This is a genomic window from Fusibacillus kribbianus, assembly GCF_030053595.1.
Lineage (GTDB): Bacteria > Bacillota > Clostridia > Lachnospirales > Lachnospiraceae > Lientehia > Lientehia kribbiana.
In genome coordinates this window covers 89,127-114,404 of the sequence record NZ_JASGBQ010000005.1, presented here as the reverse complement: position 1 = coordinate 114,404, position 25,278 = coordinate 89,127, and the positions used below count along the sequence as shown (strand labels likewise).

Annotated in this window: 26 protein-coding genes and 1 pseudogene; 25 read left to right on the top strand and 2 right to left on the bottom strand. The window is 45.5% G+C overall.

Annotated features, from left to right (window positions below):
- Positions 1 to 19 precede the first annotated feature (19 nt).
- From QJ036_RS05355 to QJ036_RS05270, 18 genes and pseudogenes are all read left to right on the top strand, one after another.
- Positions 20 to 1,135: a hypothetical protein gene (locus QJ036_RS05355; RefSeq protein ID WP_283230411.1), complete on the top strand. Its 1,116-nt coding sequence runs from the start codon at positions 20 to 22 to the stop codon at positions 1,133 to 1,135.
- A gap of 8 nt (positions 1,136 to 1,143) precedes the next feature.
- The gene (locus QJ036_RS05350) at positions 1,144 to 1,437 is read left to right on the top strand and encodes a hypothetical protein (protein ID WP_283230410.1); all 294 of its coding nucleotides are present in this window, start codon (positions 1,144 to 1,146) and stop codon (positions 1,435 to 1,437) included.
- 158 nt (positions 1,438 to 1,595) lie between these two features.
- Positions 1,596 to 2,585, top strand: a complete 990-nt coding sequence (locus QJ036_RS05345) for a hypothetical protein (protein WP_283230409.1) — start codon at positions 1,596 to 1,598, stop codon at positions 2,583 to 2,585.
- 167 nt (positions 2,586 to 2,752) lie between these two features.
- Positions 2,753 to 3,469 carry a hypothetical protein gene (locus QJ036_RS05340; RefSeq protein WP_283230408.1) on the top strand — a complete coding sequence of 239 codons (717 nt, stop codon included), beginning with the start codon at positions 2,753 to 2,755 and terminating at the stop codon, positions 3,467 to 3,469.
- A gap of 214 nt (positions 3,470 to 3,683) precedes the next feature.
- Positions 3,684 to 6,536: a SpaA isopeptide-forming pilin-related protein gene (locus tag QJ036_RS05335; RefSeq protein ID WP_283230407.1), complete on the top strand. Its 2,853-nt coding sequence runs from the start codon at positions 3,684 to 3,686 to the stop codon at positions 6,534 to 6,536.
- A gap of 37 nt (positions 6,537 to 6,573) precedes the next feature.
- Positions 6,574 to 6,999, top strand: coding sequence for a single-stranded DNA-binding protein (locus QJ036_RS05330; RefSeq protein WP_283230406.1), 426 nt, complete (start codon positions 6,574 to 6,576; stop codon positions 6,997 to 6,999).
- A gap of 24 nt (positions 7,000 to 7,023) precedes the next feature.
- Complete coding sequence (locus QJ036_RS05325; protein WP_283230405.1) at positions 7,024 to 7,368, top strand: hypothetical protein; 345 nt, start codon at positions 7,024 to 7,026, stop codon at positions 7,366 to 7,368.
- Complete coding sequence (locus tag QJ036_RS05320; protein ID WP_283230404.1) at positions 7,358 to 7,600, top strand: MerR family transcriptional regulator; 243 nt, start codon at positions 7,358 to 7,360, stop codon at positions 7,598 to 7,600. The genes QJ036_RS05325 and QJ036_RS05320 overlap by 11 nt, the downstream gene beginning before the upstream one ends.
- Positions 7,601 to 7,722: 122 nt before the next feature.
- Entirely contained in the window at positions 7,723 to 8,931 is a 1,209-nt protein-coding gene (locus QJ036_RS05315) for a site-specific integrase (protein ID WP_283230403.1), read from the top strand.
- A 440-nt stretch (positions 8,932 to 9,371) separates the two neighbouring features.
- A pseudogene (locus QJ036_RS05310) lies at positions 9,372 to 9,653 on the top strand (tRNA threonylcarbamoyladenosine dehydratase); the annotation flags it as partial.
- The gene (locus tag QJ036_RS05305) at positions 9,650 to 10,168 is read left to right on the top strand and encodes a rhodanese-like domain-containing protein (RefSeq protein ID WP_283230402.1); all 519 of its coding nucleotides are present in this window, start codon (positions 9,650 to 9,652) and stop codon (positions 10,166 to 10,168) included. The pseudogene QJ036_RS05310 and the gene QJ036_RS05305, both read left to right, overlap by 4 nt.
- Positions 10,165 to 10,632, top strand: coding sequence for a hypothetical protein (locus QJ036_RS05300; protein ID WP_283230401.1), 468 nt, complete (start codon positions 10,165 to 10,167; stop codon positions 10,630 to 10,632). Before QJ036_RS05305 ends, QJ036_RS05300 begins: the two co-directional genes overlap by 4 nt.
- Before the next feature lie 205 nt (positions 10,633 to 10,837).
- Entirely contained in the window at positions 10,838 to 11,392 is a 555-nt protein-coding gene (locus QJ036_RS05295) for a DUF5714 domain-containing protein (protein ID WP_283230400.1), read from the top strand.
- A gap of 297 nt (positions 11,393 to 11,689) precedes the next feature.
- Positions 11,690 to 12,088: a BlaI/MecI/CopY family transcriptional regulator gene (locus QJ036_RS05290; protein WP_283230399.1), complete on the top strand. Its 399-nt coding sequence runs from the start codon at positions 11,690 to 11,692 to the stop codon at positions 12,086 to 12,088.
- A complete protein-coding gene (locus QJ036_RS05285) occupies positions 12,072 to 13,433 on the top strand; it encodes a M56 family metallopeptidase (protein WP_283230398.1) in 1,362 nt (453 codons plus the stop codon). The genes QJ036_RS05290 and QJ036_RS05285 overlap by 17 nt, the downstream gene beginning before the upstream one ends.
- Before the next feature lie 142 nt (positions 13,434 to 13,575).
- Complete coding sequence (locus QJ036_RS05280) at positions 13,576 to 14,274, top strand: hypothetical protein (RefSeq protein ID WP_283230397.1); 699 nt, start codon at positions 13,576 to 13,578, stop codon at positions 14,272 to 14,274.
- A gap of 57 nt (positions 14,275 to 14,331) precedes the next feature.
- Entirely contained in the window at positions 14,332 to 14,721 is a 390-nt protein-coding gene (locus tag QJ036_RS05275) for a hypothetical protein (RefSeq protein ID WP_283230396.1), read from the top strand.
- A 257-nt stretch (positions 14,722 to 14,978) separates the two neighbouring features.
- On the top strand, positions 14,979 to 15,536 hold the full coding sequence (locus tag QJ036_RS05270) for an FmdE family protein (RefSeq protein ID WP_283230395.1): 558 nt from the start codon (positions 14,979 to 14,981) through the stop codon (positions 15,534 to 15,536).
- Positions 15,537 to 15,604: 68 nt separating this feature from the next.
- Here QJ036_RS05270 and QJ036_RS05265 read toward each other — a convergent pair whose 3' ends face one another.
- Positions 15,605 to 16,099, bottom strand: coding sequence for a hypothetical protein (locus QJ036_RS05265; protein ID WP_283230394.1), 495 nt, complete (start codon positions 16,097 to 16,099; stop codon positions 15,605 to 15,607).
- 40 nt (positions 16,100 to 16,139) lie between these two features.
- Positions 16,140 to 17,024 carry a LysR family transcriptional regulator gene (locus QJ036_RS05260; RefSeq protein WP_283230393.1) on the bottom strand — a complete coding sequence of 295 codons (885 nt, stop codon included), beginning with the start codon at positions 17,022 to 17,024 and terminating at the stop codon, positions 16,140 to 16,142.
- Positions 17,025 to 17,147: 123 nt separating this feature from the next.
- Here QJ036_RS05260 and QJ036_RS05255 point away from each other — a divergent pair, with 123 nt between their 5' ends.
- From QJ036_RS05255 to QJ036_RS05225, 7 genes are all read left to right on the top strand, one after another.
- On the top strand, positions 17,148 to 19,721 hold the full coding sequence (locus tag QJ036_RS05255) for an FAD-dependent oxidoreductase (RefSeq protein WP_283230392.1): 2,574 nt from the start codon (positions 17,148 to 17,150) through the stop codon (positions 19,719 to 19,721).
- 250 nt (positions 19,722 to 19,971) lie between these two features.
- Complete coding sequence (locus QJ036_RS05250; RefSeq protein ID WP_283230391.1) at positions 19,972 to 21,498, top strand: sensor histidine kinase; 1,527 nt, start codon at positions 19,972 to 19,974, stop codon at positions 21,496 to 21,498.
- The gene (locus QJ036_RS05245) at positions 21,470 to 22,177 is read left to right on the top strand and encodes a response regulator (RefSeq protein WP_283230390.1); all 708 of its coding nucleotides are present in this window, start codon (positions 21,470 to 21,472) and stop codon (positions 22,175 to 22,177) included. The genes QJ036_RS05250 and QJ036_RS05245 overlap by 29 nt, the downstream gene beginning before the upstream one ends.
- 210 nt (positions 22,178 to 22,387) lie before the next feature.
- Positions 22,388 to 22,744 carry a hypothetical protein gene (locus tag QJ036_RS05240; RefSeq protein ID WP_283230389.1) on the top strand — a complete coding sequence of 119 codons (357 nt, stop codon included), beginning with the start codon at positions 22,388 to 22,390 and terminating at the stop codon, positions 22,742 to 22,744.
- A gap of 13 nt (positions 22,745 to 22,757) precedes the next feature.
- Positions 22,758 to 23,192 (top strand): potassium channel family protein, encoded by a 435-nt coding sequence (locus QJ036_RS05235; protein WP_283230388.1) that lies wholly within the window; start codon positions 22,758 to 22,760, stop codon positions 23,190 to 23,192.
- A complete protein-coding gene (locus QJ036_RS05230; RefSeq protein WP_283230387.1) occupies positions 23,182 to 23,874 on the top strand; it encodes a potassium channel family protein in 693 nt (230 codons plus the stop codon). The genes QJ036_RS05235 and QJ036_RS05230 overlap by 11 nt, the downstream gene beginning before the upstream one ends.
- Positions 23,861 to 25,267, top strand: coding sequence for a TrkH family potassium uptake protein (locus QJ036_RS05225; RefSeq protein ID WP_283230386.1), 1,407 nt, complete (start codon positions 23,861 to 23,863; stop codon positions 25,265 to 25,267). Before QJ036_RS05230 ends, QJ036_RS05225 begins: the two co-directional genes overlap by 14 nt.
- Positions 25,268 to 25,278 lie beyond the last annotated feature (11 nt).

Genomic DNA, 25,278 nt, shown 5'->3' with positions numbered 1-25,278 from the left:
ACAGTAGGGAGAGACAATCATGGTGACGTATTACATATGCAGCGAGGTATATCTGCAGACAATACAGTCTGTATTAAAAGAAGAAAATGCGGTCGTATCAGGGGTTGAGATCGGAGATGATATTTACCTACTCAAATTTGTCAAGACCAGTGCTATAACCAAATTAAACAATGTGGACAGCATTGTGATTGACCTGTCAGCCTGCAGGGATCCGGATGACGATATCATATCTGCCCTTGAAGCACTCAGGACTTTGAATGATAAGATACGGATCATCATTCTGGCAGCCAACCGGTATCCTGGAGATGAGCTTTTAACCAGATGCTTCCATCTGGGGATCTGGAATATCGTACAAAGTGATGATTTTGCAGTTATCAGAAATGAGTTGGCTGTTTGCATCACGACAGGAAAGAGCTTTAAGGCTGCATCCGTATTTAAGGATGCCAAAAAGGACAAACCGGTTCTCCGACAGGAGATCCGCCGGGTTGTGAATAAGGTCATGGTCGGGATGGCCGGATCCCAGGAGCGGATTGGAACAACTCATCACTGTATTACCCTTGCCAACACATTGCGTAAACGGGGGTTTTTGGTGGCGGTAGTGGAGTGCAATAACTCCGCAGCGTTTGAGGCAGTACGATCAAGCTTCGATGAACCTCTGATTGATGGACGGTATTTCAATCTGAATGGAGTGGACTATTACCCGGCTCCGGATCCGCAGCCGGACAGTGGACATGCCGCCCATCTGGCGGAGATTATTGCAAAAAGCTACAATTTTGTAATTGCAGATTTTGGCAAATATAATTCCTGCGATCTGGTGACCTATCACAAATCAGAAATAAAGCTCCTCATATGCGGATCAAGGCCCTGGGAGCTTGCAAAAGTAAATGATACGTTTCACATTCAGGGGACTTTGGATTCTTTGCATTTCTGCTTTAACTTTGTGTCACCGGAAAACGAAAAAGGGATCCGGGAGGGAATGGCCGGAATAGATCGGGTTCATTTCCTGCCTTATACACAGGATCCATTCTATGAAGGTTCTTTCCCAGATGTTGATGAGATTTTTAAAAATTATCTGCCGAAGGTGATTGAGCCAGAGAAGAAAAAGAAAGGCCTGTTTAAATGGAACAAAGGATGATGAAAAAAATGAGGAAAAAGCATAAGGCACCGGTTTTGTATATGAAATATCTGCAGGAACAGAAGGAAAAAGACGAAATCGAGCGGATATCAGAAGAGCTGGGAGCAGATGAAGAAAAAATAGTGGTAACAAAGATCCCGGCGGGTGCAAGGTTTTTGGAACTTTTCGGTGCAGCCTTACGGATCGGCGTCAAAGTTTTATTTATCGCAATCGTATTTGTGTTGGCCAGTATCGGACTGACTGTGCTTTGTAACAGTTATTTAAGAGATACATTTTTTCGGGCACTTACAGCGGCCTTTTAATGAAGATCCCCGGGTGACCCTGAGGTAGAGGAAATCTATGTTTGCGAATGATATGGATGAAGTAAAAAATGGAATGGAATTGAAAAACATAAAGAATCAGTATGCTGGAAGGAATTCTGCCATGTTATCTTAAACAAATAAAAAGGAGGAGATCGTGTATGAAACAGCAAGAGGAAACGGGAGCTGCAGGATCAGATTTAATAAAGGAGTATCGTGCAGAAACCAAAGACAGACTACCGGATTTTCCGGATCGGATAAGAACTGACGGGAAAATATATCAATATATTGATACCGAATATGAGGAAATATATGAGGACAAATCGGAAGAAGTCACCCTCACGGAAGAAACGGTATTGGAATCGGATGATATTTCTCAGGTTCCCCGAACGATAACCCGGGATGGCATAGAATACAAATTGGATGAGGCCAGTGTGACAGTGACGGTGAGCAGAAGCGAAACCATCACGGGAACGGATATCCTGGAAGAATATGTGACTTATACTCTGCCGGACAATGATATTGAACGACTGACGAAACAGATCACAAAAGATGGGAAGACCTTGGATCTTATATCTGTAGAATACAGTGTAACGAAAGCTACGGAGTCTGGGGTTCCTACAGAGTATGCAGCCAGATGCAGATATGCGACGAATATAGAGTATGAAGAAGAAAATCCTGTGGAATGGACAGCAACGGCCACATATGCCGGAACAAAGACAGAGAAAGTATTAAAAGAGGTTGTTGCAAGATGCACCTATGAATTGGTGGGAACTGAGGCATCAATCGTACAAGAACCGTCAGTTCTACCGGCGGTAATTGTAGGCGGTGCAACCGGGGCAGTATTGATTGGTGCTTTTTTCGTCTTTTTCTTCTTCCGACGCCGGAAGAATACGGTTGAACTATATGTGCGTGGAAACAAAAAGCCGATTCACATGGGCCATATCTATGCAAAGAAAAAGAATGGGGTCTGGGAATTTAAAATACCGACAGATTTCACAACGATACCGATAGTCAGTAAAGAATCCATTTTGTTAAAACCATCCAAAGGGATTCTGAAAAGCAAAATCCGTCAGGCAAGGATTGTCAGTCCCTATGGTGTATTTTTTACAGAAATCGAAGCAGAAATGGGAGTAAAAAATAAGAGTTGAAATGTAGGAAAGGAGGACGGATAATGGGATTATATAACTCTGGATAAAGAGTGAAAGCATGGAAGGAAAGAAGCGCATATGCAATTCTCATCCGTGCACCACTTGAAGCCTATAACAGAAAGGTCCCCGGGGGACCCTCGAATATACAGAAAGAAAGGGAGAACGATATGAGAAAGAATATTGCATGTGCAATGGGTATCTTATTAACAGCCATGAGTATATTAAGCGGCTGTGGAAATAAAAGTGGAAATATAAAGGAATCTGTTTCTGCGGCTGCAGAAGCAGAGACAACCCTGGAAGGGAAGACAGAACCGGAATCCATGATGGAAACCGGAGAAGATAGAATATCGACTGAAGACATTGAGTCTGTGAGAAGAAGCATGGCAGAGTCTGCGGTTGCAGAAGCCCTTAAGAACCGGGAGACAGAAGTCGCTTCTGTCTCCGGAGAGGACGCCGTTGCGGAAGAGGAAAGCGGAGAAAAGAAACCGGAAACAGAAGCCGGCACAGGTCCGCAGAGCGGAAGCAAAACAACGGCTGCAGCAAAGACAACAGCTGCAAAGAACGAAGGAGCCGGTGCGAAACCAGAAGGAACCAAAGCTACGACAGCAGCTCCGACACAGGCCCCGACGGCAGCTCCGACCACGGCAGCACCCACTCAGGCCCCTACAACAGTGGCCCCGACTCAAGCGCCTACGACAGCGGCCCCGACAGAGCCACCCAAATTGACCTATGGGAATAGCGGGATGGCTTTTGATACCCTAGCTGAAGCGGATGCATGGGCTGACAACTATGTTATTGAAAAAGCCTATGAAGGAGATTTTTCAATAAATGGATACAGGGCATGGACCATGGAAAATGGTCAATGGACGGTCGATTTCTATTAGATTGCGTTTTCCTTCCGGATAGGAGGAGAAAATGAAACAAAAAAGATTTACGGGATTCATTTTGGCCTGTCTAATCGCAGTAATGAGCATAATGACAGGAATGGTATCACAGGCATATGGGGAGACAGCCAATGTCACTTATACAGGACAGACCGGCTGGAAGATCCACCACACAGATGGACACATTCAGACAAATCCAGTGGGCGGGATCTATATGGATTCTCTTTCTGGAGGATATCTGTTTTGTGTAGAACCCCATGCAAATGCGGTATCTGGAGCCCATAATTCCAGAACGTCTCTATCATCTTATTTCGGTGATACAGATTTTGCAAACAAATTATCCTTGATTGCATATTTTAGCATGAATTCTGGCTGGGGTAATGATGGATGGGCTGTTGGCCAATCTATGATCTGGACTGAAATTGTAAGTCGGAATGGGGAAACTGGTGAAATGTATATGATAACACCAAACATTCCTGACCGGGCAACAATGCAGAATTATTACAATTCGGTTTATTCCAAAGTAAATACATATCTTACAAAACCGAGCTTTAATGGAACAACCAAAACAGTTAAGGCTGGTGAAAGTATCACTGTAACAGATACTAATGGTGTCTTAAAAGACATGACGGTGGCTGCAACCGGCGGCCCAATCCAGGTTTCACAAAACGGAAATCAGCTTATTATTACAGCTACGGGAACATCAGCTGGAACAGCATTTGTCCGATTAAAAAAACCGCTTCCGGCTGGGATTGAGGGAACAAATTTTGTTTTTACAGATGATACACTGCAAGATTTAATGACTTGTGGTTACTACGATCCAGTGTATGCAGCCCTTAATATTTCTGTCACTCCGGCAACAACTTCCGTTCAGTTTTCCAAGCAGGATCTTACGACCGGCGCGGAGCTGCCGGGAGCAACACTGAAAGTTACAGATTCTTCCGGGAAAATAATAGACGAATGGGTATCCGGGAGCACGCCGCATAGCATCAACGGTCTGATTGTGGATGAAAAATATACCCTTACAGAAACTATACCGGCACCTGGATATGTGACTGCACAGAGCATCACATTTACGGCTGCGAAAAATGCACAGCCGGTTGTAATGAAGGATGATATCACCCGAATCGAAATTTCCAAAAAGGATCTTGCAACTGGTGAGGAGCTGCCTGGAGCTACCCTGACGGTGACCGACGAAAACGGAAACAAGGTTGACGAATGGGTATCTGGAACTACTCCGCATCGGATTGAAAAACTTACTGTCGGCAAGACTTATACTTTGACGGAAACAATTCCTGCAGCCGGATATTCTAGTGCTTCTTCGATCAAGTTTACTGTGGCTAATACAGGAACGGTTCAGAAGATCGAAATGAAAGATGATATCACCCGGATCGAGATTTCCAAAACCGATCTTACGACTGGTGAGGAGTTGCCCGGAGCTACCCTGACGGTGACTGATGAAGATGGAAACAAGGTTGACGAATGGGTATCGGAAGAGACGCCGCATAGCATTACCAATCTGGTTGTTGGAAAAAAATACACTCTGACAGAAACAATTCCTGCAGATGGATATTCCACTGCAGAATCCATTGAGTTCACAATAGCCGACACCAGTGAGATTCAGAAGATCGAAATGAAAGATGATATCACCCGGATCGAGATTTCCAAAACCGATCTTACGACCGGTGAGAGGCTGCCCGGAGCTACCCTGACGGTGACTGATGAAGATGGAAACAAGGTTGACGAATGGGTATCGGAAGAGACACCGCATAGCATTACCAATCTGGTTGTTGGAAAAAAATACACTCTGACAGAAACAATTCCTGCAGATGGATATTCCACTGCAGAATCCATTGAGTTCACAATAGCCGACACCAGTGAGATTCAGAAGATCGAAATGAAAGATGATATCACCCGGATCGAGATTTCCAAAACCGATCTTACGACTGGTGAGGAGCTGCCCGGAGCTACCCTGACGGTGACTGATGAAGATGGAAACAAGGTTGACGAATGGGTATCGGAAGAAACGCCGCATAGTATTACCAATCTGGTTGTTGGAAAAAAATACACTCTGACAGAAACAATTCCTGCAGATGGATATTCCACTGCAGAATCCATTGAGTTCACAATAGACGACACCAGTGAGATCCAAAAGATCGAAATGAAAGATGATACTACAAAGGTCGAAGTATCGAAACTGGATGTGTCTGATAAAAAGCAGATTCCAGGAGCAACCCTGCAGATCATCGACAAGGACGGCGTTGTAGTACGGGAATGGATCAGCGAAAATGACCCGAAAATGATCGAAAAATTGATCGCTGGAGAAACTTATGTATTACACGAAAAAGAGGCTCCAGAGGGCTATTTGACGGCTTCTGACGTGGAATTTACAGTGGCTGATACAGGCGAGGTGCAAACGGTAGCTATCGAGGATGAATTGGCTGTGATTAAGTTGGAGGTTGGGAAAGAAACGATCCGTCGGACGCAGGCCGGAGATACTTATAAATATACCATTACCGATATTACCAATGCCTCTAATACGGAACTCGAGAACTTTACCTGTACAGATTTCTTGCCCAGCCAGGTGATTATGAAGGAATTGCATACGGGTACATTCAGCCATGATCTGACTTATACGGTTGCTTATAGGACAAATGCCTCTGAAGAATGGCATGTTCTGGCTGCCGATCTGGATTCCGGAAAGGATCAGGTATTGTCCTTTACAAATCTTTCCCTGGCATCCGGAGAACAGGTGACCGCATTCCGGTACGAATTTGGTACAGTTCCTGAAGGTTTTAAAATCGGAGAGGTTAAACCGGTATATTTTGTAACGGTTAAGGAGGGAACCAAAGCTAGTGAAGAGCTGGTTAATAATATCAAGCTTACCGGAGACTGGAGAGGGACCACGACTGAGGACAACGATAAAACCGTGACGCTGCTGTTCTCGAACTCCATATCATCCGTATTCACTGGAGATGCAGCACCGATCATTTACCTGGTCCTTTCTATGATCGTGTCAGCTGGAGTGGTAGCGTGGATGTTGATCCGGCGCCGCCGCCAGGTATGATGCAAGGTACTGCAAATCAGGAGGAAGGAGCAGGATTATGAATAAAGTGATTTTAATGGGTAGATTAACAAGAGATCCCGATGTCCGTTATTCTCAGGGTGAAAAAGCAACGGCTGTTGCCAGATATACGCTGGCTGTTGACCGGCGTTTTTCCAGAAGCGGCGGAAACGGAAACGACCAGACGGCAGATTTCATTGGATGTGTAGCCTTCGGAAGAAGCGCCGAGTTCGCTGAAAAGTATTTACGGCAGGGAATGAAAATTGCGATTTCCGGAAGAATCCAAACCGGAAGCTACACCAATAGAGAAGGTCAGAAGGTCTATACTACAGATGTGGTAGTGGAAGAACAGGAATTTGTTGAAAAGAAAAATGCTGAAATGGACAAGCCTGTTTCTAATCCGGACGATGATGGGTTTATGAATGTTCCGGATAATGTGGACGACGACGGTCTTCCATTTAATTAAGGCGGCATCAAGGATTATGCCATAATGCGGGCGGATCAGGCAATCCGGGAATATTGTAAAGAGTTCTATGGATATCTTAAGGGATATCATATCAGTTATCAGGATCGTGATTATGGAACCTACATTCAGAACGGCCTGGAACGGTGGATCATAGAATATCAGTATTTGCCGGATAAACAAAAGATACAGGTCATGCTTTTCCACTCGAATTTGTTTTATTCTTCAGCCTCCAGAAAAACGAAATATCCTGACTATCATTTGCAATTCAAGCAGCAGATGAATCCGGGGGAACTGGCCGGGTATATCTATACCCATTCAAATAAGTATCAAAAATGTAATAAAGTGGAGAGAATGATTAATGAGTTATGAAACTGTTCCCGGGAAGGAAACTGATCCTTCCCGGGATCAAAAATATGAATCGCCGCTTATGACTTTTGAGGAATTTCTGGCTTATCTTAAGATTGGTAGAACGAAGGGCCGGGAATTGACACGGAATCCAAATTATAGGTTTGTTGTACGGATCGGCCGGAAGGTCATGGTTCATAAAGAACTCTTGGATGATTATCTGAAAAAAGCGGCAAAATACGGCCTGGACATTTGACGGCTTAATTGATATTTGCAGAATCGGTTTTTTTTAGTATGATAGAGACAACTGAATACAGGAATACCTCAAAAGTGCCGGAAATGTCAGGCTGAGTAATTATTTTGAAAGGATACTGACAAATGGGAAAGGATCTTAAGGGAAAAGAACTTGGGAAAGGTTTTTCACAACGGCGTGATGGGCGTTATATGGCGCGTGCCATGGTAGACGGAGAAACCATAGCCATCTATGGATTTAATCTGAAGGAGTTAAAAAAGAAGCTGCCGGTGCTGGTGAATGAAGTGAAAGTCAGGCAGCTGCTCCCAGTCAGGCGGGGAAGTATTGTCACCGTGAATGAATGGTATGAGGAGTGGTTCAATACCTATAAGGCTCCGAATCTGAAGCATGGAAAGGATGGATCCTATAAGCGGACGTTTATCAATACGTTTGGCAAGTACATAGGAATGAAATACTTGTCTGATGTGATTCAGATGGATATTCAGGCTGCGATCGCTGATCTGTTTGATCAAGGGAGATCATCAAGGTATATTCGTACCGGTCTTGGAATAACCAGACAGTGTTTTGATGCAGCCGTGGGTAATGGTATGATCACCAATAATCCGACTATGGGAGTAACCGTTATGAAAGGCAAAACTGCAGAAAGAAGGGTATTGACTCAGAAAGAACAGAAATTGTTTTTGGACTATCTGGAAAGGACACAAAACTGGTATAAAGAAATGTACCAATTTATGCTTGTGACCGGAATGCGAATCGGCGAGATCGGTGCTTTACGGTGGGAAGATATCGATTTTAATTCCAAAATCATTCATGTACAGAGAAGCCTCAGTTATATGAGAAACCATGAAACGGGAAAATCTGAGTATAAGATTATGTCACCCAAAACAGAAAACTCGAAGAGAAGAATCCCGTTTTTTGGAGAAACAGAGGCGATTCTAAAAAGCCAGAGAAAAAAGGCAGAAAAACAAAAAAAAGAAAAGGGCTATCTGTGGAGAGAAAATGATGAATTTGGAAATCTCGTTTTTGTCACTAGACTGGGATCCCCAGTAGGAAGACATATAGCGGAGAAGGAATTGAGGCACATTTCAGATGATATCCGTCAGTATCTTCTTTACGAACGAGCTCTGGATGATCCGATAACTTTTGAAAATGTTCATCCACATGCGCTGCGGCATACCTTTGCTACCAGGTGCTTTGAAAAAAATATGCCCCCTAAATTGGTTCAGGATCTGATGGGGCATGAGAATTACAGCACAACAGTCACATACACCCATGTCACAGATGATACAATAAGAAAGGCGGTGGAGCAATATAAAGATTTTTTGAATGTTTAAAATTGTAAAAAAAGCTTGCACAAGATACAAAATATAAGTATAATTTAAAGAAAGGATGATTTGAGAAGGTTTACATACTACTCAAATTGTTTGGCACAACAAAAAAACATAATCTATGTATTAAAAAGGTAATTGCAAAAAGTTGCAAAGCAGATGATGTAATCTTCTGTTTTCAAATTTTATGAAATATAATTTATGAAGGCCCGAAAAGTCTTTTGGATGCTGTATTTATGGCTCCCACAAAGATTTTCGGGCCTTTTTTGGCTTATTCATGAAAAACAGGAAAATAAATATTGCAGAAGCTTATGGACACGAGATGACACTGTAGCCTGGTGAAATGAGATGAGATTTTTAGGAGGCCCGGAAAGCCTTACAGAAAAGTAAAGACGGCAAGGATGTTGCTATCAGCATCCGTTGCTGTCTTTTTTACGGACAGAATAATGTGCCCTCTGGCGAAGGTGATGAGAAGAGAACTGAAAAAACGTGGTGTGAAGCAATTGAAGGTTGTTTATTCTGAAGAGAAACCCACCAGACCGCTGGAAGATATGTCCATTAGCTGCAGAACTCACTGTATCTGCCCGCCGGGTGCGAAACATAAATGCACGGAACGCAGAGATATTCCGGGAAGCGATTCATTTGTCCCATCTGTGGCAGGTCTTATTATAGCCGGTGAGGTAGTGAAGGATCTGACTTATATGGATAGAGAATTGGAGAAACGATGAAAGCTATTACAATTGAAGAACTGGAAACGGTAGATCCGTCAACATGCTGTATAGTTGACATCAGACCGGAAGATCAGTATAAGAGAGGCACTTTCCCGGGCGCTTTCAATATTCCTATGGAACAGTTCGATGAAAGAAAAAGGGAGCTTTCGAAAGAAAAGTCTGTTTATCTCCTGTGCCATACCGGCGAACGCAGCCAGGCTTATACGGAAAAGCTGGAAGAGGAAGGATATGATGCTGTTAACGTAAGCGGCGGATATCGGGCATATCTGAAACTGTCACTTTCCAGATATATGAGGAAGGAATCGGAAGAAAAGTGCAGAGAAAAGACAATTGAGATTGAGAGAAGCATTATTAAAAAATTCCGAAAGAGTGTTTGGCGCCCTTTTACGAAAGCATTGAACGAGTACCGGCTGATACAGGAGGGTGACCGGATTGCAGTCTGTATTTCCGGGGGAAAGGATTCCATGCTCCTGGCAAAACTGATATATCGACAGAAGACAGTGAAACTGTGAGAAGAGACATGGAAGAGTCTGTAGCTGCAGAAGTCCATGAGAATCCGGATGCAGAAGCCGCTTCCGTCTCCGGAGAGAATGCCATTGCAGAGCAGGAAAGCGGAGGAAAGAGACCGGAAACAGAATCCGGAACAGGTCATCTGAGTGGAACTAAAGCAACGGTTGCAGCAGAGACAACAGTTGCAAATAGTGAAGGGGCCGGTACGAAACCGGAAGGAACCAATGCTGCGACAGCAGCTCCGGCACAGACACCGACGGCAGCTCCGACCACTGCGGCATCCACACAGGCCACGACTACAGAAGCAATAAAATATGGGAACAGCGGTATGGCCTTTGATACCTTAGAAGAAGCGGAGGAATGGGGATTCTCATATTTAGAATCACATCCCGAGTTGGATACTGTTTATTCAGGGTTTTATATGTGGCAAATGAGCAATGAAAAATATACTGTTGATTTCTATTAAATAATAATACTGGCTTTAAAACCGGATCAGATGGCTGGCTTTTTCGATTCAGATGCAATAGAGACATACGGCTGTTATCTTGGAAAGCCGTCGGTGAGAGGTTATATGCAAAGGGCGATTTCATATTGACATATATCTATGTATATAAAATTATGCAGGAAGATATATTTGAGATGCTTTGCACAAGATATTTAGGAGAAAAAAGATGACGATAAAAGAAAAAGCTGAACAAATAGTAAAGGATATAATACAGGAAACAGGGACAAATCCGGTTCGCATTTTTAAGAATATTGCACAGAAAGAATATATCAGTATTCATGGGCCGGAACATCACATACTGGATGGTGCAAGTCTGCTTGTAGCATATAAGAATGCCGGAGGAGAAATAGATATCGAAGAAGCTCTTGAAAAACTCATGGCGGAAGGTCTCCGTATGCCCGGAGCGATGTGCGGTTTATGGGGCGTTTGCGGTGCAATTACATCTTTAGGAGCTGCCTTGTCCATTATTGACGGAACCGGTCCATTATCAGCAGACGGAACGTGGGGAAATCATATGCAGTTTACGTCAAATGCAATTGGAGAACTTGGTAGAATCAATGGTCCGCGCTGCTGTAAAAGAGATGCAGTGATCGCATTAAAAAATTGCATCCAGTATGTAAATAACCATTATGGAGTGACTTTGGAATACGAGCATATGAGATGCGAATATTCAAATCGGAATGAGCAATGTATAAAAGAACGGTGTCCATATTATGGATAGTACCATTTTAGAAGTACATATCGGGTAGTAGGTAAGCAAGCCGGCAATGGCAGTTCTTCGTCGCGGAAGAGGGTAATACCTACTGCCCTTTTTCTTTTGGAAGGTCAACTGGTGAAGCTTTTCGGATTCTCACGATGTGCGTGATCCGGGGCTGCGGTGTTGTTTGATAAATGGGTATTTAAATTTGCACGTAACATCTAAAAAATCTGAAAACTGATTTTTTGCCCAAAAACAGTTGATAAAATTCTACAAACGTAGTAAAATGAGAACAAGTACAAATGTAGTAAAAGGAGAGCTATGAGTGATAAAAAGAAATCTGAAGAAAAAATGCTGAGCGGCTGCGAAGCGTTAATTATGAAAGTGGTCTGGGATGCAGAGGAAGATTTATCTGTTCCGGAATTAATGGAACAATTGCGAGTACGATTCAATAAGGATTATAAACGGACTACAATAGCGACATTTTTAACCAGATTAGCCGAAAAAGGATTTGCGGAATCGTACCGAAAAGGTTATTTATCTTATGTGCGTGCACTCAAGACAGAAGAGGAATATAAAAACAGATTAATTCATGAAGAAGCTGACTTGTGGTTTGGAGGGAGTGCCCCGGAGCTGATGATGACACTGACACGTACACAAAAACTGTCAAAAGCAGATATTGAAAAAATAAGGAGTATTTTGGATGAGCTGGACGATTAACTTCATGGTAATGTTGTTACTAACTACAATTACCGGAAGTATATTGTTGGGAACCTGGTATTGGATTGGACGCTTTTTGGAGAGGATAGGATATATCAATATTCTTTATCGGATATTATATCTGATTATTTTTCTCTTTTTGTTTCCATTGGCATATTTGATTATATATTATGACAGTTATATATTATCAAAGGAAGGCAGTATTCTGTTGCTGACACCGTTCATACTGGTGGTTAGCCGGGTTTTCTGTTTCATTTGGTTTTTGGGTGTCTGTGTAATGGTGGGAAAGTATGTCTATGAACTAAAAAAACTCAATAGAAGGTATCAAACGTGTTTTCCATGCGATCTTTACAAACAAACACTTTTTAATGAAATTTGCAGGGAGCTCGGGATCAAGGAAGGAAAGATCGAACTGAGCCAGAGTTATTATGTACATATTTCTGAGTTTGGAGGAATACTTCGACCGAAAGTTGTTTTGCCGGTAGAACAGTATTCCGATGAAGAACTGCGGGTTATGTTTATTCATGAATTGATTCATTATAAGCAGAGGGATACGTGGCTTAAGGGAGCGGTGACGATCATACTGATTACCCAGTTTTTTAATCCGGTAGTATGGTGGCTTCATGGTTTGCTGCGAAGATGGAGTGAATATTCGTGTGATGATAAATCCTGTCAGATCGTAGGTGGAATAAAGAAATATTTTATTATCATTTCAAAAATTGTATTAGATATAAATAAACTCGATTCCTATTTTATATCACGTTTGGTTGAAAATAAGTGTGAACTGGCGGAACGGATGGAGCATATGAGGAAAAATCATTTGTACAAGAGAAAATCTTTGAAAGTTGCAATGGGAATTTGTATGGTTATGTTATTTGCAAGTTCAGGGATGGTATATGCAGCTTCCGCAAATTTTGTAGAGCAATATGAAACGCTTTATGATAATACGGTAGTTGATATTGAGGAGGAGAACATTGAAGTTTCCTATGTAGAATATACAGATTCTGGTGTTGAAGATGGGATTGCTGTAGTAGATATGGACTCGGAAAGTGGGACGGGAGCGGCGACTGTTTTTAATTGGACTTTAGCAGGTAAAACGATGTATAGGTCAGGAACATTTCGTGTAGGTTCTGGAAAAAGTATCGCAATTACAGTGTTTATTAAGCCGTCAGACACAACAGTAAGTGCCGGGATTGTTGAACCGGATGGAACAAGAAGATATGTTCAGGATAGCGGGTATATTTCTCATAAATTTGTATTGGATCAGACGGAAGGTTATAGGATCTTTATAGAAAATAAGAGTACTTCTGAGGCAAAAGTCGAAGGGACCTATATAGTTCAATAATACTGCAAAAGTACGGGGGCACTGGAACTTTTTTCTTGCTGTAAGCTGAGGACGGTATATGGAACAATCCGGAGACACGCAAGGGAATCCCATAACCGGAAGTGTCGCTTATGGCTTGTTATATGAATGAGGAGGGGGAAGGATGAAGAAAATAATAATCGGGTTATCAGTGGTTTGTGCAATGATCATAGTTATTTCGTCTGTTGTGCTTGTATTAGGCTCAAAAGGGAGCAATAAAGATACCATAGGGTTATCGAGGACGTATCTTGAAGTGTGTACGAGCTTTTTTGGATCACCATCAGGAACGTATCGTGCGGTTGACAAAGACGGGCATGATATAACGGAACAATTCTATGATCAGTATAAAACTGCATATGAGAAACAGGAATATCAGACCATTTCTGATGCTATATCAGACGAACTGCTGTATATTCAATGGAAAACATGGCATCAGGATGAGAAAAAAGAAAATGATATAATAATCCGGACATACAAAGATGATTTTTATGCCCTGGCAAGGACGCCTAAATTATCAGATGGAACAGAGCTCTTTGAAATTGCTTACAGTGTAACAGGAACCTGTCAGTTTGAAGGCAGCACAGGAGAAATAGTCAGTTACGAAAATCCTGGTTTAAATGTGGGCTGCTTCCTGGGAGAGAGGAATATTGACTGTTTAGTATGTGACGCAACAACCTTTGCACTCAGGAAAGATGGAAATGCAGTGGATTTTCAGGCTGTTTTTTCTTTAAATTTGTCTCCGATGTATGACGGGCCGGAAACCGGCGATGAAATTGTAGGACCATTTATGGGGACTGTATCCGGGAAAGGGGAAAAGATATAGGCTGAATCATTGTTTTGCAGCGGAAGATTATTTAACACGGGGGGAGGAGAGGATGTCATGTCCGGAAAGAAATGGGTCATCTTGATTGTAGCCATTGTTGCAGCAGTCATTGCGGTTCTCACATCACTCAAACTGGCTTCGGCACCTGAATTAAAGCAGGATAAAATCACTGAGATGAACATTCAGTTTCAGATGAACGGGATGACTAAATGGGATGTATCTGGTGAAGATATCTCGCTTATATGTGAAGCCTTAAATGGGATTGAAAAGGATTTCGCCGGTTTTCATTCGGGAAAAGGCTGGAAGGTCTGGCTGTCGTGTTCCAATGGACAAGAGATTTCTATAGTTGGAAATATTATAGTATATCATGGAATCATCAGCAGAGAGTTCAGTGTCAGTGAAAATGATATTCAGGAGTTTGTTAAATTGTTAAATTCATTAAAATAATAAGACATGTTAAAGACGAGGGGGTATGAGGATGGTTGGGATTTTTGTATTACTTATCATTATCGGTGGGGTACTGGTCTGGCCGATGATAGCCAGATTGATCGAGCAGCTGATAAATAAAGAATCAATAGTCATTCCGGTGGTATATCTGTCTATATATACTGAACTCATATTGATATACTTTGTGTGGTACGTTAACTGAAGAAACATCACAGCGGAAGTGGTTCATGTAAAAACGGGAGAATAAGGAGAAGGCGATGAATTACACCATCAGAAAAGAAGGATTATGGGAAAAAGCAGTGGCCTTTCACGGCCATGCCTGCGGTGGTCTGACCATTGGCTATCGGGCGGCACTTTACGCAATCGAATTGCTGGATCTGACTTTTTCAAAAGACGAGCAGGTTGTTTGTATATCTGAAAATGACACCTGCAGCGTGGATGCCATTCAAGTGATTTTAGGATGCAGCATTGGTAAGGGGAATCTGCTTTTCCATATGCGCGGCAAACAGGCCTTCTCGTTCTACAACCGTAAAAACGGCAAGTCACTTCGGCTGGTGCTCAAACCTAAACCGCGTGAGATGACTCGTGACGAATCCTTCCAATACTATCAGAGCTGCACGCCGGAAGAGATGTTTGATATTAAGGAAACCACAATTCGGCTTCCGGGGCAGGCCCGCCTGTTCGACTCTTATGTGTGCGAATGCTGCGGTGAAAGTACCGGTGCCAACTGGATCCGTCTTATGGGCGGTAAGAAGGTATGTCTGGACTGTTATGGGACATACGACCGTTTTCATATCGCAGAACCGGACAGATAGAAGGAGGAAGCCAATAGTTTTTTTCGGCAGCTATGCGTGGTTTTGCACGGCTGCCGATAATGTTCCTCTTAATCCCATTTCAGACTGGTTATATAACCTTGTAGTTCACCGCTGGGTATAAAGTGCGGCAAAATAGCTGCCTTATAATAATCTTTGTTTTCTGTGATAGCCGCAAATTCAAGGGTATATGGAAAGAAACTATAATAGTGTCCGTGTTCTATTATGCTGTTTCTTCCCGGGTTTTTGGCTTTTTCATAATAAAGATGAATTGCGGTTCCTGTATTGTCTCTTTCCTCATCCAGATAGTCTAATTGCAGACATACCAGTTCTCCGTTATCAAGTTTTCTGGTATTGTCCCAGTCTTTTTTAATCAGATTGTAGAGCTCCTCATAGTTCTTGTCCCCGGGCAGGAATTCATAATGATGGTTCGTTATTGTTATATCAAGTTCTATTTTGTCCGGTTTTGAAAGGCGTTGTAAGTCATCCTTTTGAATAAACTGTATGCCGATAATGACTGCCAAGGCCAGACATGATAAAAAGGCAATGAGATAACGTTTTTTCATCTGTTTCCTCCTTTTTATTTCATGGACAGTGTCGATAGTGTCATAGCAGATCATCAGGAAGGGACGGGATCGTTCCTGCCGTGAAGAAGCTGTCGATCTTATCCTGAACGTGAGCATTTTTAAGCCAGATCAGATTGAATTCCCGGACGATAGCTTCGCCCTGGATGCTGAAGGTATCAAGCTCCGGAGCGCTTTCGGCCAGAACCTTGTAAACGAAGGATACGCCCAGGCCGGCTTTGACCAGTTCCAGGATCAGTTTGAAGCTGGAAATACAGATGTGACGCCGAAACTGGTTCAGAGATTCATTGTATCCCCGGAGCTTCTGTTCCAGAATGGCCCGGGTGCCGGAGCCCTCTTCCCGGTGGATGATGGTCTCATTGAGAAGCTCTTCCACCGTAATATTCCGTCCGGCGAAGGGATGACCCTTCCGGCAGATCCCTACAAAAGGTTCTTTTCGGATGCATCTGCTTTCAAAGGCTCTTTTGTCAAAGAACCCTTCGACAACAGCAAAATCAAGCTGGTTTTCCTCCAGAAGCCACAATAGGTGCTCGGTGTTATCTACGATCAGGGTCAGGGCATGGTCCGGATCTGCCAGATAGTGATGGATCTGATCCAGGATCACATAGTCTCCGATGGTCTTGGTGGCTCCCACCTTGAGCTCTCTGACAGAGCTCTTTCGCAGTTCCTGACGAATGGAGCTTTCGTTGTAGCGCATGGCCCTGGCATATTGTTCCAGAACGGAGGCGGCTTCTGTCTTGACCAGACGTCGGTTTTCATAGAGAAACAGATGACACTGATACTCTTTTTCCAGAAATTGAATGTGCTGGGTCACGGCAGGCTGGGTAATATGCAGAAGCTCCGCGGCTTTTCGGTAATTCATGGTATCGCATACAGTCAGAAAAGTATTCATCCGGTAGTCCAGCATAGGCACCTCGTATCATAAAATTAATTTATCGAATCATAAAAAACGATAAATTGATTTTATCATAAAACTGTGATAACATCAACTTAAGAAAAAGGAAAATTCATGAAAAAGGAGAAGGAAATCATGAAAGTTGTTGTTATTGGCGGTGTGGCTGCCGGTACAAAGGCAGCTGCAAAACTGAAGCGGCAGGATCGTTCTGCTCAGGTGACTGTATATACCAAAGGAAAGGACATTTCCTATGCCGGCTGTGGCCTTCCTTATTATGTGGGTGGAGAAATCAGGTCCAGAGAAGCTCTGATCGTCAATACGCCTGCTAAGTTTTCTGCTCTTACCGGAGTAGAGGTACAGACCGGTATGGAGGCAGTTGCTCTCGATGCGGCAGGAAAAACCGTTACGTTTCGTGATCTGGAAAACGGCGGCGAGAGAAAAGAGGGGTACGACAGTCTGATCATTGCCACCGGAGCAGAACCCTTTGTGCCCAATGTGGCAGGAACAGGGCTCAACGGAGTGTTCACCATACGGACGCCGGATGACGCCATCGGTCTGAAAAGCTATGTGGAGGATAACCACTGCCGCAGTGCGGTCGTTGTGGGCGGCGGCTTCATCGGACTGGAGATCGCAGAAAATCTCATGGCTCAGGGACTTAAGGTAACTGTGGCAGATATGGCAGATCAGGTGATGCCTAATCTGTTTGATGCAGAAATGGCCGATTATATCAAGCGCAGGCTTCAGGAGAAGGGGCTTCGAATCGTTACCGGGGCGGCCCTGGAGGAGATCACCGGCGAGGGTCATGCTGCCGGGATCCGTACCAGCGTGGGTACCATTCAGGGGGATGTGGTGGTGCTGGCTATCGGTGTTCGTCCGGCAACCGGTTTCCTTTCTGATTCCGGCCTGGAAATGAACAGGGGAACCATTGTGGTGGATGGTCATCAGAAGACAAACCTTCCTGATATCTATGCGGTGGGAGACTGTGCTCAGGTACATAACAGGATCACCGGCAAGGGACAGTGGTCTGCCATGGGCTCCACTGCCAATATCACCGGACGGTGCCTTGCCGAAAATCTGACCGGTGAGGAAGCACTGTACGGCGGATGTCTGGGCACCGGCGTGGTCCGCCTGGCGGAGGACATGAATGCAGGACGTACCGGACTGACCGAGTCACAGGCTAAGGAGGCGGGCTTTGATCCTGTCACCATTACCTGTGTCACCGACGATAAGGCTCATTATTATCCCGGAGCTTCCAGCTTTGTGACAAAGCTGATCGCCGACAGAGAAAGCCATCGTTTGCTGGGTATCCAGGTAATCGGTGCCGGAGCGGTGGATAAAATGGTGGATATTGCCGTGACAGGCATTTCTATGAAGGCTAAGGCAGAAGATTTTAACACGATGGACTTTGCCTATGCGCCTCCCTTCTCCACAGCGATCCATCCTTTTGTGCAGGCCTGCTATATTCTGGAGAACAAGCTCTCCGGCAAGCTGGAATCCTTTACTCCGGCAGAGTATGCGGCCGGTGCGGCAAAGGGCTACAAGGTCATTGACGTACAGCCCGAGCCGAAGATCCCCGGAGCAGCCTGGGTCGATCTGACAACTGTAAACGGGCCTGTGGATGGTCTGGATCCTGACGAAAAGCTTCTTCTGGTGTGCACCAAGGGCAAGAGAGCTTATTTCCTGCAGAACCGGCTGAAGGCTTTTGGTTATACGAATACGAGGGTGTTGGAAGGCGGAGCCTTCTTCAATAAGGTGAAGGTTTCTTTGGAGGGCAGAAAGCTGAGCCCGGCGGAGATCAAGCGGGTCAAGGGTCTGGGCTGCCTCCAGGATAAGCGTTATCCGGATGTGTTCAATGTCCGTGTCATTACCCGCAACGGAAAGATCACTTCTGAGGAGCATCGGGTCATTGCTGAGGCTGCCGAGAAGTTCGGAAGCGGAGCCGTTACCATGACCACAAGACTGACCCTTGAGATTCAGGGAGTTCATTACGATAACATTCCCGATGTGATCGAATTCCTTCAGGCCCATGGACTTCAGACCGGAGGTACAGGATCTCTTGTTCGCCCTGTCGTTTCCTGCAAGGGTACTACCTGCCAGTACGGTCTGCTGGATTCCTACGGACTGTCGGAAAAGCTTCATGAGCGCTTCTATATCGGCTATCACGGTGTGACTCTTCCTCACAAGTTTAAGATTGCTGTGGGAGGATGTCCCAATAACTGTGTGAAGCCGGATCTCAATGACCTGGGTATCGTGGGTCAGAGAGTACCGATGATCGATTACACCAAGTGCCGCGGCTGCAAAAAATGTCAGGTGGAGTCAGGCTGTCCTGTCCATGTGGCCAAGGTTGTGGACGGAAAGATCCAGATCGATCCCAATGCCTGCAACAACTGCGGACGGTGCAAGGGAAAATGTCCTTTCGGCGCTGTGGAGGATTATCAGGAGGGCTACAAGATCTACATCGGCGGACGCTGGGGCAAACGAATCGCCAACGGCCGTCCTCTGAACAGAATTTTCACCTCCGAAGAAGAAGTACTGGAGCTGGTGGAGAAGGCGATCCTTCTGTTCCGGGATGAGGGAATTTCCGGCGAGCGGTTTGCTGACACCATCCAGAGACTGGGATTTGAATATGTGGAGGACAAGCTTCTGAATACGCAGATCGATAAATCTGCGATCCTGGACAAGGATGTGGAAGGCGGAGCCACCTGTTGATCATGAGTCTTTTTCCATGATGGATTGAAAATATAAATATTTATGATATACTTTATGAGGGGAGTGTTGCACAATGACCTGGAATCAGAATGATTTCTGGTCAGGGGCAACACTCTTTGACCTTGCGAGACTGACTTCGTACGGTGGTACGAGAGGGGGGAATTGCCCCTTATTGAATTGTACGGCTGCAGCTGGGAAAAGTGGAACTGCAGCCGTAGATCTGCGCTGGACTGTCGTTATGGAAAAAGCTATGGAAAAAAAGAGAAAATTTGCGGAAAACATCATAAAGCTGGCAGGTATTGTGCTGGGCGCGACGCTGTTGGGAAAAATGTTCGTGGCTCTGGGGTTCCCGGAGACCAACATCGTGGTCGTGTATCTTCTGGCTGTGCTTTTGGTGGCCAGGTTCACTCAGGGGTATCAGTACGGTATTTTATCTGCCGTGGCCTCTTTGCTGTGTTATAATTATTATTTTACAGCACCATATCATACCTTTGCAGTCAATGATTCCAGTTACCTGATTACCTTTGTCATTATGCTGGTGACTTCGCTGGTGACAAGTGCCATGACCACAAAGGAAAAGCTTCTGACGAAGGAGGCAAAGGAACGGGGAGAGGAAAGCCAGATCTTATATATGCTTTCCAGCCGTCTTTCCGATGCGGCTGATATAGAGGCAGTGCTGAGGATCGCTGCGGAGAGCATCAGCCTCCTGTTTCAGAAAAATGCAGGCTGCATTTATGTGGGACGGCAGGGAGCGCCGGTTTATATCCAGCAGGTAGGCGGAGAGCAGATCCACAGAAGTGTGCAAAAACCGGCAGAGCTGCGCGGGAAATTTTCCAATCTGCGGACTGAGTATCTGGAAGATGAGGACGCCTGGTACTATCCGGTCAATGGCCGGGAGCATCTGCTGGCAGTGGTGGAGATCGACAAGGCGGTCCGGACGGAGGAGCTTGAGGAAAAGAAAAAATTTCTCCACTCTATTCTGGAAAATATCGCTATGGCTCTGGACCGGATCGAGATCACCATTGAGAGAGTGCGGGACAGGGAAAATATGGAGCGGGAAAGGGAGAGGGCCAATCTTCTGAGGGCCATTTCCCACGATCTTCGGACTCCACTTTCCGGTATTATGGGAACGTCGGAAATGCTGATGGATATGACGGAGAAGGAGGATAAAAGGCAGGCCCTTCTTCAGGGAATTTATCAGGATGCGGACTGGCTGAAGGCCATGGTGGAGAATATTCTGAGTCTGACAAGGCTTCAGGATGGAAAGATCCTGATCCATAAGGAACCGGAGGCGGTGGAGGAGATCATCGGCTGTGCGGTGGCCCATGTGGAGAGGAGTTTTCCGGATCGGGTGATCCAGGTAGAGACGCCGGAGGAATTCCGACTGGTGCCCATGGACGCGAAGCTCATCGAGCAGGTGATCACCAATCTTCTGGACAATGCGGTCAAGCATACGGCCCCCGGTGAGGCGATCCTGGTGTCGGCCCGTTATACAGAGGACAGCGTGGTCATTACGGTCCGGGATGAGGGGGAAGGCATTGCCGAGGAGGATGTTCCAAACCTGTTCCATTTGTTTTATACCTCCAAAACGCGTTCCGCTGATGTGAAACGGGGAATCGGGCTGGGACTTGCCATCTGTGAGACTGTTGTAAAAGCCCATGGAGGAACCATTGTAGGCCGCAACAGGACAGACAGAAAAGGTGCAGAATTCCTGTTTGCTCTGCCTCTGGAGGAAGGAGAAAAAGCAGATGTTCAAAGAAAAAATACTGGTCATTGAGGATGATGTACAGATTCAGAACTTTATGATCTATACGCTGGAAAATGCAGGCTTTGCGGTGGCGGGTACGGTCAACGGAAAGGACGGCATTGACTATATGATAAGGAAAAATGCTGATCTGATCCTTCTGGATCTGGGACTGCCGGATATGGATGGAATGGATGTCCTTCACAGGATACGGGAATGGTCAGAGGTACCGGTCATCATTGTTTCCGCGAGGGACCAGGATAAAGAAAAAGCGGCGGCTCTGGACGACGGGGCTGACGATTATCTGACGAAGCCCTTTTCGGCCACAGAGCTGATGGCCAGGATCCGTGTTGCTCTCAGGCATTATTACCGGATGAGCGGGGCAAGAGAGGAAGAAAAGCCGGATGATACGGTTTATATCAACGGAAGTCTGAAGCTGGATAACGGAGCGCATGTTGTCTATAAGGACGGAAACGAAATTCATATGACGCCCACAGAGTATCAGCTGCTTCTTTTATTTATGCAGAATCCCGGAAAAGTGTTGACTTACCACACCATCCTCCGGAAAATCTGGGGAGAGGGCTATGGAGAGGATACCCAGGTGCTCCGTTCTGTCATGGCCTCCACAAGAAGAAAGATCGAGAAAAATCCGGCAAAACCGGAATACATTGAGACGGAGATCGGCATCGGATACCGGATGCGGGAGCATTGAAGCAATTACAGAGAATCCGTAAGATACAGTTCAGGAACATCTGAGCTGTATTTTTTATGCCATTTTTACAGGAAAGAACGAAAGTCACAGGATTTTGATGCTTTTGGGAAATTCTCACAGGATTCTCACAGGCTTACAGAGAATTTCCACACTGTTTTCACAGAAAAAACGCTATACTGCAGTTGCAAAAGAAAAGAGGAGGCAGGAATTATGGAAGGCAGGCTGGAAAACAGATGCAGAACGCTGATGGATAAACGGGAATATAAAGAATGTGAAAGTATACTTAGAGAGGCAATGGCAAAAAATCCGCATTCCGCAATTCCTCATAATCTGATGGGGATCCTGATGGAGCGGGAGAAAAATCACGTCCTTGCCATGAAACATTTTCGCGCGGCATACGAGCTGGATCCGGCTTATGTGCCGGCAAGGGTCAATATGGATCGGTATGGAACTCTGGAGCCGACAGGCCGTTATGCCTATACGGAAGAAGATTGTCCGGTACAGGAGGATCCCCGGTTTACGCTTGTTTATGACGAGCATCATGTGGGACGTCTTTTGAGAAGATAGGAGGAGAGCAAGGATGGAAAAGGAAAAGAAATATACAGTGATCGCAGGCTGCGGCCGTCTGGGGGCCAGCATTGCCGGAAAGCTTTCCGATGAGAAAAAGGATGTTATGATTCTGGATTGTGATAAAACGGCTTTCCGGAAGCTGCCTTATTCCTACGGGGGTTTGACAATGACCGCTGGTGCAACTGATATTGAGAAGCTGACGGCGGCAAATTTGAAGGAGGCCTCCGTGTTTCTTGCAGTTACCGATTATGACTGCGTCAATATCTGTGCGGCGCAGATCGCAAAAAAGGTCTTTCAGATCCCGAAGGTCGTGGCAAGGATCTACGACGAAGAGAAGACGGAGCTTGTAAAAAGCATGGGAATCGATACGATCTGTCCGTCGGAGCTTTCGGAAAAAGAAATTTCCAATTACATTGAAATCGGAGGGATGAAGCATGTTGGGTAAACGGAAAGAACAGGGAAGTATTCTGATTGTCGGAGGCTTCAACAAAGCAAGATCCCTGGCCAATTCCCTGTTGAAAAAAGGATACCGGGTGACTGTGATCAACAAAGAGTACGACGCCTGCGAAAAGCTGGCGGAGATCCATAAGCTGAATGTGATCTACGGGGATGGAAGCAAACGGTTCATTCTGGAGGATGCGGGGGCGGATACCTGTCAGGTGGCCATCGCGCTGACGGAAAGCGATGAGACCAATCTGGTTATCTGTGAAATGTGCAAACAGTTTTTCCATGTAAAAAAGACGGTGGCACTCTTAAACGATCCCTCCAAGACGAACTTTTTTTACCAGATGGGGATCGACCGGGTGGTCTGCGCACTGAATATGATCACCGGCATCATGGAAGAGCAGGCTCTCATGGATGAGATGACGACCAGAGTTCCCTTTGACGAGGACAGGATCCACATTATGGAGATCCCGATCTTAAAGAATTCGGCAATGGCAGGCAAAAAACTGTGGGAACTGAATCTTCCCAAGGAGATTATCATCGGCTGCATTCTTAGGGGAGACCGGAGTCTGATACCGAGAGGTGATACCAGGATTAGGGAGGGCGATGTCCTTCTGATCATCACTTCGGACAAAAGCAAATTGGAAGAGATAAAGGAGCTGACAGAATATGCTGCATCATGATGAGATACCGGTAACCGGAAGGATGATGATTCTGGAGGGAATGATACTTCTTGTCCCTCTTCTGATACTGCTCTTTTATCCCGGCGAGGCCGGCCTGTTCTGGCAGTTCCTTCTCCCGGCAGTGATTTCCATTTTGCTGGGTCTTTTGGTCTGCTGCAGAAAAAAAAGAAAACTAACCAGCAGCCGGATCGTGGTATTTGCGTGGATGTATGGATTTGTCCTTGCAGCGGTCCCCTTCTGGCTGTATGGAAATGTAAATCCCATTCAGGCGCTGTTTGAGTCGGTCAGCGGCTTTACCACGACGGGCCTTTCTGTTCTGGATGTGGAACGGACTCCTCATATTTTTCTTTTTTACCGCGGCTTTCTGCAGTATGTGGGTGGTCTGGGCTTTGTGCTGATGATGCTTATTTTTATCCAGGGCAAGGATTCCGTAGGACTTTTCCAGGCAGAGGGCCATCCCGATAAGCTGATGCCCAACATCGGGAAAACGGCTAAGGTCATTGCCATGATGTACGGTTTCTTTCTGGTGGTGGGAACGATCCTTTATACGGTGTTCGGAATGCCTGTTTTTGACAGCCTCGTCCACACCATGTGCGCCCTTTCCACCGGCGGATTTTCCAACCGGCTGGACAGCATCGGAGCATACCACTCCCTTCCGATCGAATGGATCACGATCCTTCTGATGCTGATCGGTACTACAAACTTTTCGCTGCTGTTACTCCTGTTTAAGGGACGGTTCCGGGATTTCTTCAAATCCAGCGAGATACGGTTCCTGGCAGGGCTTACGGTAGTGACGGTGCCGCTCATGAGTCTCTTCCTGATCCATCAGGGAACAGCGGTGGGGGAAGGAATCGAGCTTTCCCTGTTTAATGCATTTTCTGCCCTGTCGACGACAGGCTATTCCACCTGCAGCTATCAGAACTGGCCGCAGACGGCGCTGGCAGTTATGATCCTTCTCATGGTCATCGGCGGAGGGGTCGGTTCGACGGCAGGAGGCGTCAAGCTGGGAAGGGTCTGCATGCTGCTTAAAAATCTGGCACGGAACATCAAAAAGAAAATGATCCCGGACAGGACCGTAACTCTGGCTTATTACCGGAGGGGAACGGAAAAGGCGCCGCTGGAGCCTGCGCAGGTGGAGGAGGCATCCACCTATGCGGAAAGCTATCTTCTGATCTATGTGGCGGGAACCATTGCGCTGACCTTTTTCTCCGGGTGCAGCCTGCTGGAGGGAGCCTTTGAATTTGCCTCCTCCCTGGGGACAGTGGGACTTTCCATCGGCATTACCAATGCTTCGACCTCTTCTATCTGTCTCCTCATTGAGATCATGGGGATGATACTCGGAAGACTGGAAATTTTTGTACTGCTGCAGGCCTTCTGCAAAAAGAAGGTTTAAAGATTCTTAAC

What these genes read in the sequence shown, in the direction of transcription:
- QJ036_RS05350 (WP_283230410.1), top strand. Translation starts at nt 1,144, where the DNA reads ATGAGGAAAAAGCATAAGGCACCGGTTTTGTATATGAAATATCTGCAG.
- QJ036_RS05235 (WP_283230388.1), top strand. Translation starts at nt 22,758, where the DNA reads ATGGAAAAGGAAAAGAAATATACAGTGATCGCAGGCTGCGGCCGTCTG.
- QJ036_RS05355 (WP_283230411.1), top strand. Translation starts at nt 20, where the DNA reads ATGGTGACGTATTACATATGCAGCGAGGTATATCTGCAGACAATACAG.
- QJ036_RS05260 (WP_283230393.1), bottom strand. Translation starts at nt 17,024, where the DNA reads ATGCTGGACTACCGGATGAATACTTTTCTGACTGTATGCGATACCATG.
- QJ036_RS05340 (WP_283230408.1), top strand. Translation starts at nt 2,753, where the DNA reads ATGAGAAAGAATATTGCATGTGCAATGGGTATCTTATTAACAGCCATG.
- QJ036_RS05285 (WP_283230398.1), top strand. Translation starts at nt 12,072, where the DNA reads ATGAGCTGGACGATTAACTTCATGGTAATGTTGTTACTAACTACAATT.
- QJ036_RS05325 (WP_283230405.1), top strand. Translation starts at nt 7,024, where the DNA reads ATGCGGGCGGATCAGGCAATCCGGGAATATTGTAAAGAGTTCTATGGA.
- QJ036_RS05225 (WP_283230386.1), top strand. Translation starts at nt 23,861, where the DNA reads ATGCTGCATCATGATGAGATACCGGTAACCGGAAGGATGATGATTCTG.
- QJ036_RS05240 (WP_283230389.1), top strand. Translation starts at nt 22,388, where the DNA reads ATGGAAGGCAGGCTGGAAAACAGATGCAGAACGCTGATGGATAAACGG.
- QJ036_RS05305 (WP_283230402.1), top strand. Translation starts at nt 9,650, where the DNA reads ATGAAAGCTATTACAATTGAAGAACTGGAAACGGTAGATCCGTCAACA.
- QJ036_RS05335 (WP_283230407.1), top strand. Translation starts at nt 3,684, where the DNA reads ATGGATTCTCTTTCTGGAGGATATCTGTTTTGTGTAGAACCCCATGCA.
- QJ036_RS05270 (WP_283230395.1), top strand. Translation starts at nt 14,979, where the DNA reads ATGAATTACACCATCAGAAAAGAAGGATTATGGGAAAAAGCAGTGGCC.
- QJ036_RS05255 (WP_283230392.1), top strand. Translation starts at nt 17,148, where the DNA reads ATGAAAGTTGTTGTTATTGGCGGTGTGGCTGCCGGTACAAAGGCAGCT.
- QJ036_RS05295 (WP_283230400.1), top strand. Translation starts at nt 10,838, where the DNA reads ATGACGATAAAAGAAAAAGCTGAACAAATAGTAAAGGATATAATACAG.
- QJ036_RS05315 (WP_283230403.1), top strand. Translation starts at nt 7,723, where the DNA reads ATGGGAAAGGATCTTAAGGGAAAAGAACTTGGGAAAGGTTTTTCACAA.
- QJ036_RS05230 (WP_283230387.1), top strand. Translation starts at nt 23,182, where the DNA reads ATGTTGGGTAAACGGAAAGAACAGGGAAGTATTCTGATTGTCGGAGGC.
- QJ036_RS05290 (WP_283230399.1), top strand. Translation starts at nt 11,690, where the DNA reads ATGAGTGATAAAAAGAAATCTGAAGAAAAAATGCTGAGCGGCTGCGAA.
- QJ036_RS05250 (WP_283230391.1), top strand. Translation starts at nt 19,972, where the DNA reads ATGGAAAAAAAGAGAAAATTTGCGGAAAACATCATAAAGCTGGCAGGT.
- QJ036_RS05330 (WP_283230406.1), top strand. Translation starts at nt 6,574, where the DNA reads ATGAATAAAGTGATTTTAATGGGTAGATTAACAAGAGATCCCGATGTC.
- QJ036_RS05345 (WP_283230409.1), top strand. Translation starts at nt 1,596, where the DNA reads ATGAAACAGCAAGAGGAAACGGGAGCTGCAGGATCAGATTTAATAAAG.
- QJ036_RS05280 (WP_283230397.1), top strand. Translation starts at nt 13,576, where the DNA reads ATGAAGAAAATAATAATCGGGTTATCAGTGGTTTGTGCAATGATCATA.
- QJ036_RS05245 (WP_283230390.1), top strand. Translation starts at nt 21,470, where the DNA reads ATGTTCAAAGAAAAAATACTGGTCATTGAGGATGATGTACAGATTCAG.
- QJ036_RS05320 (WP_283230404.1), top strand. Translation starts at nt 7,358, where the DNA reads ATGAGTTATGAAACTGTTCCCGGGAAGGAAACTGATCCTTCCCGGGAT.
- QJ036_RS05265 (WP_283230394.1), bottom strand. Translation starts at nt 16,099, where the DNA reads ATGAAAAAACGTTATCTCATTGCCTTTTTATCATGTCTGGCCTTGGCA.
- QJ036_RS05275 (WP_283230396.1), top strand. Translation starts at nt 14,332, where the DNA reads ATGTCCGGAAAGAAATGGGTCATCTTGATTGTAGCCATTGTTGCAGCA.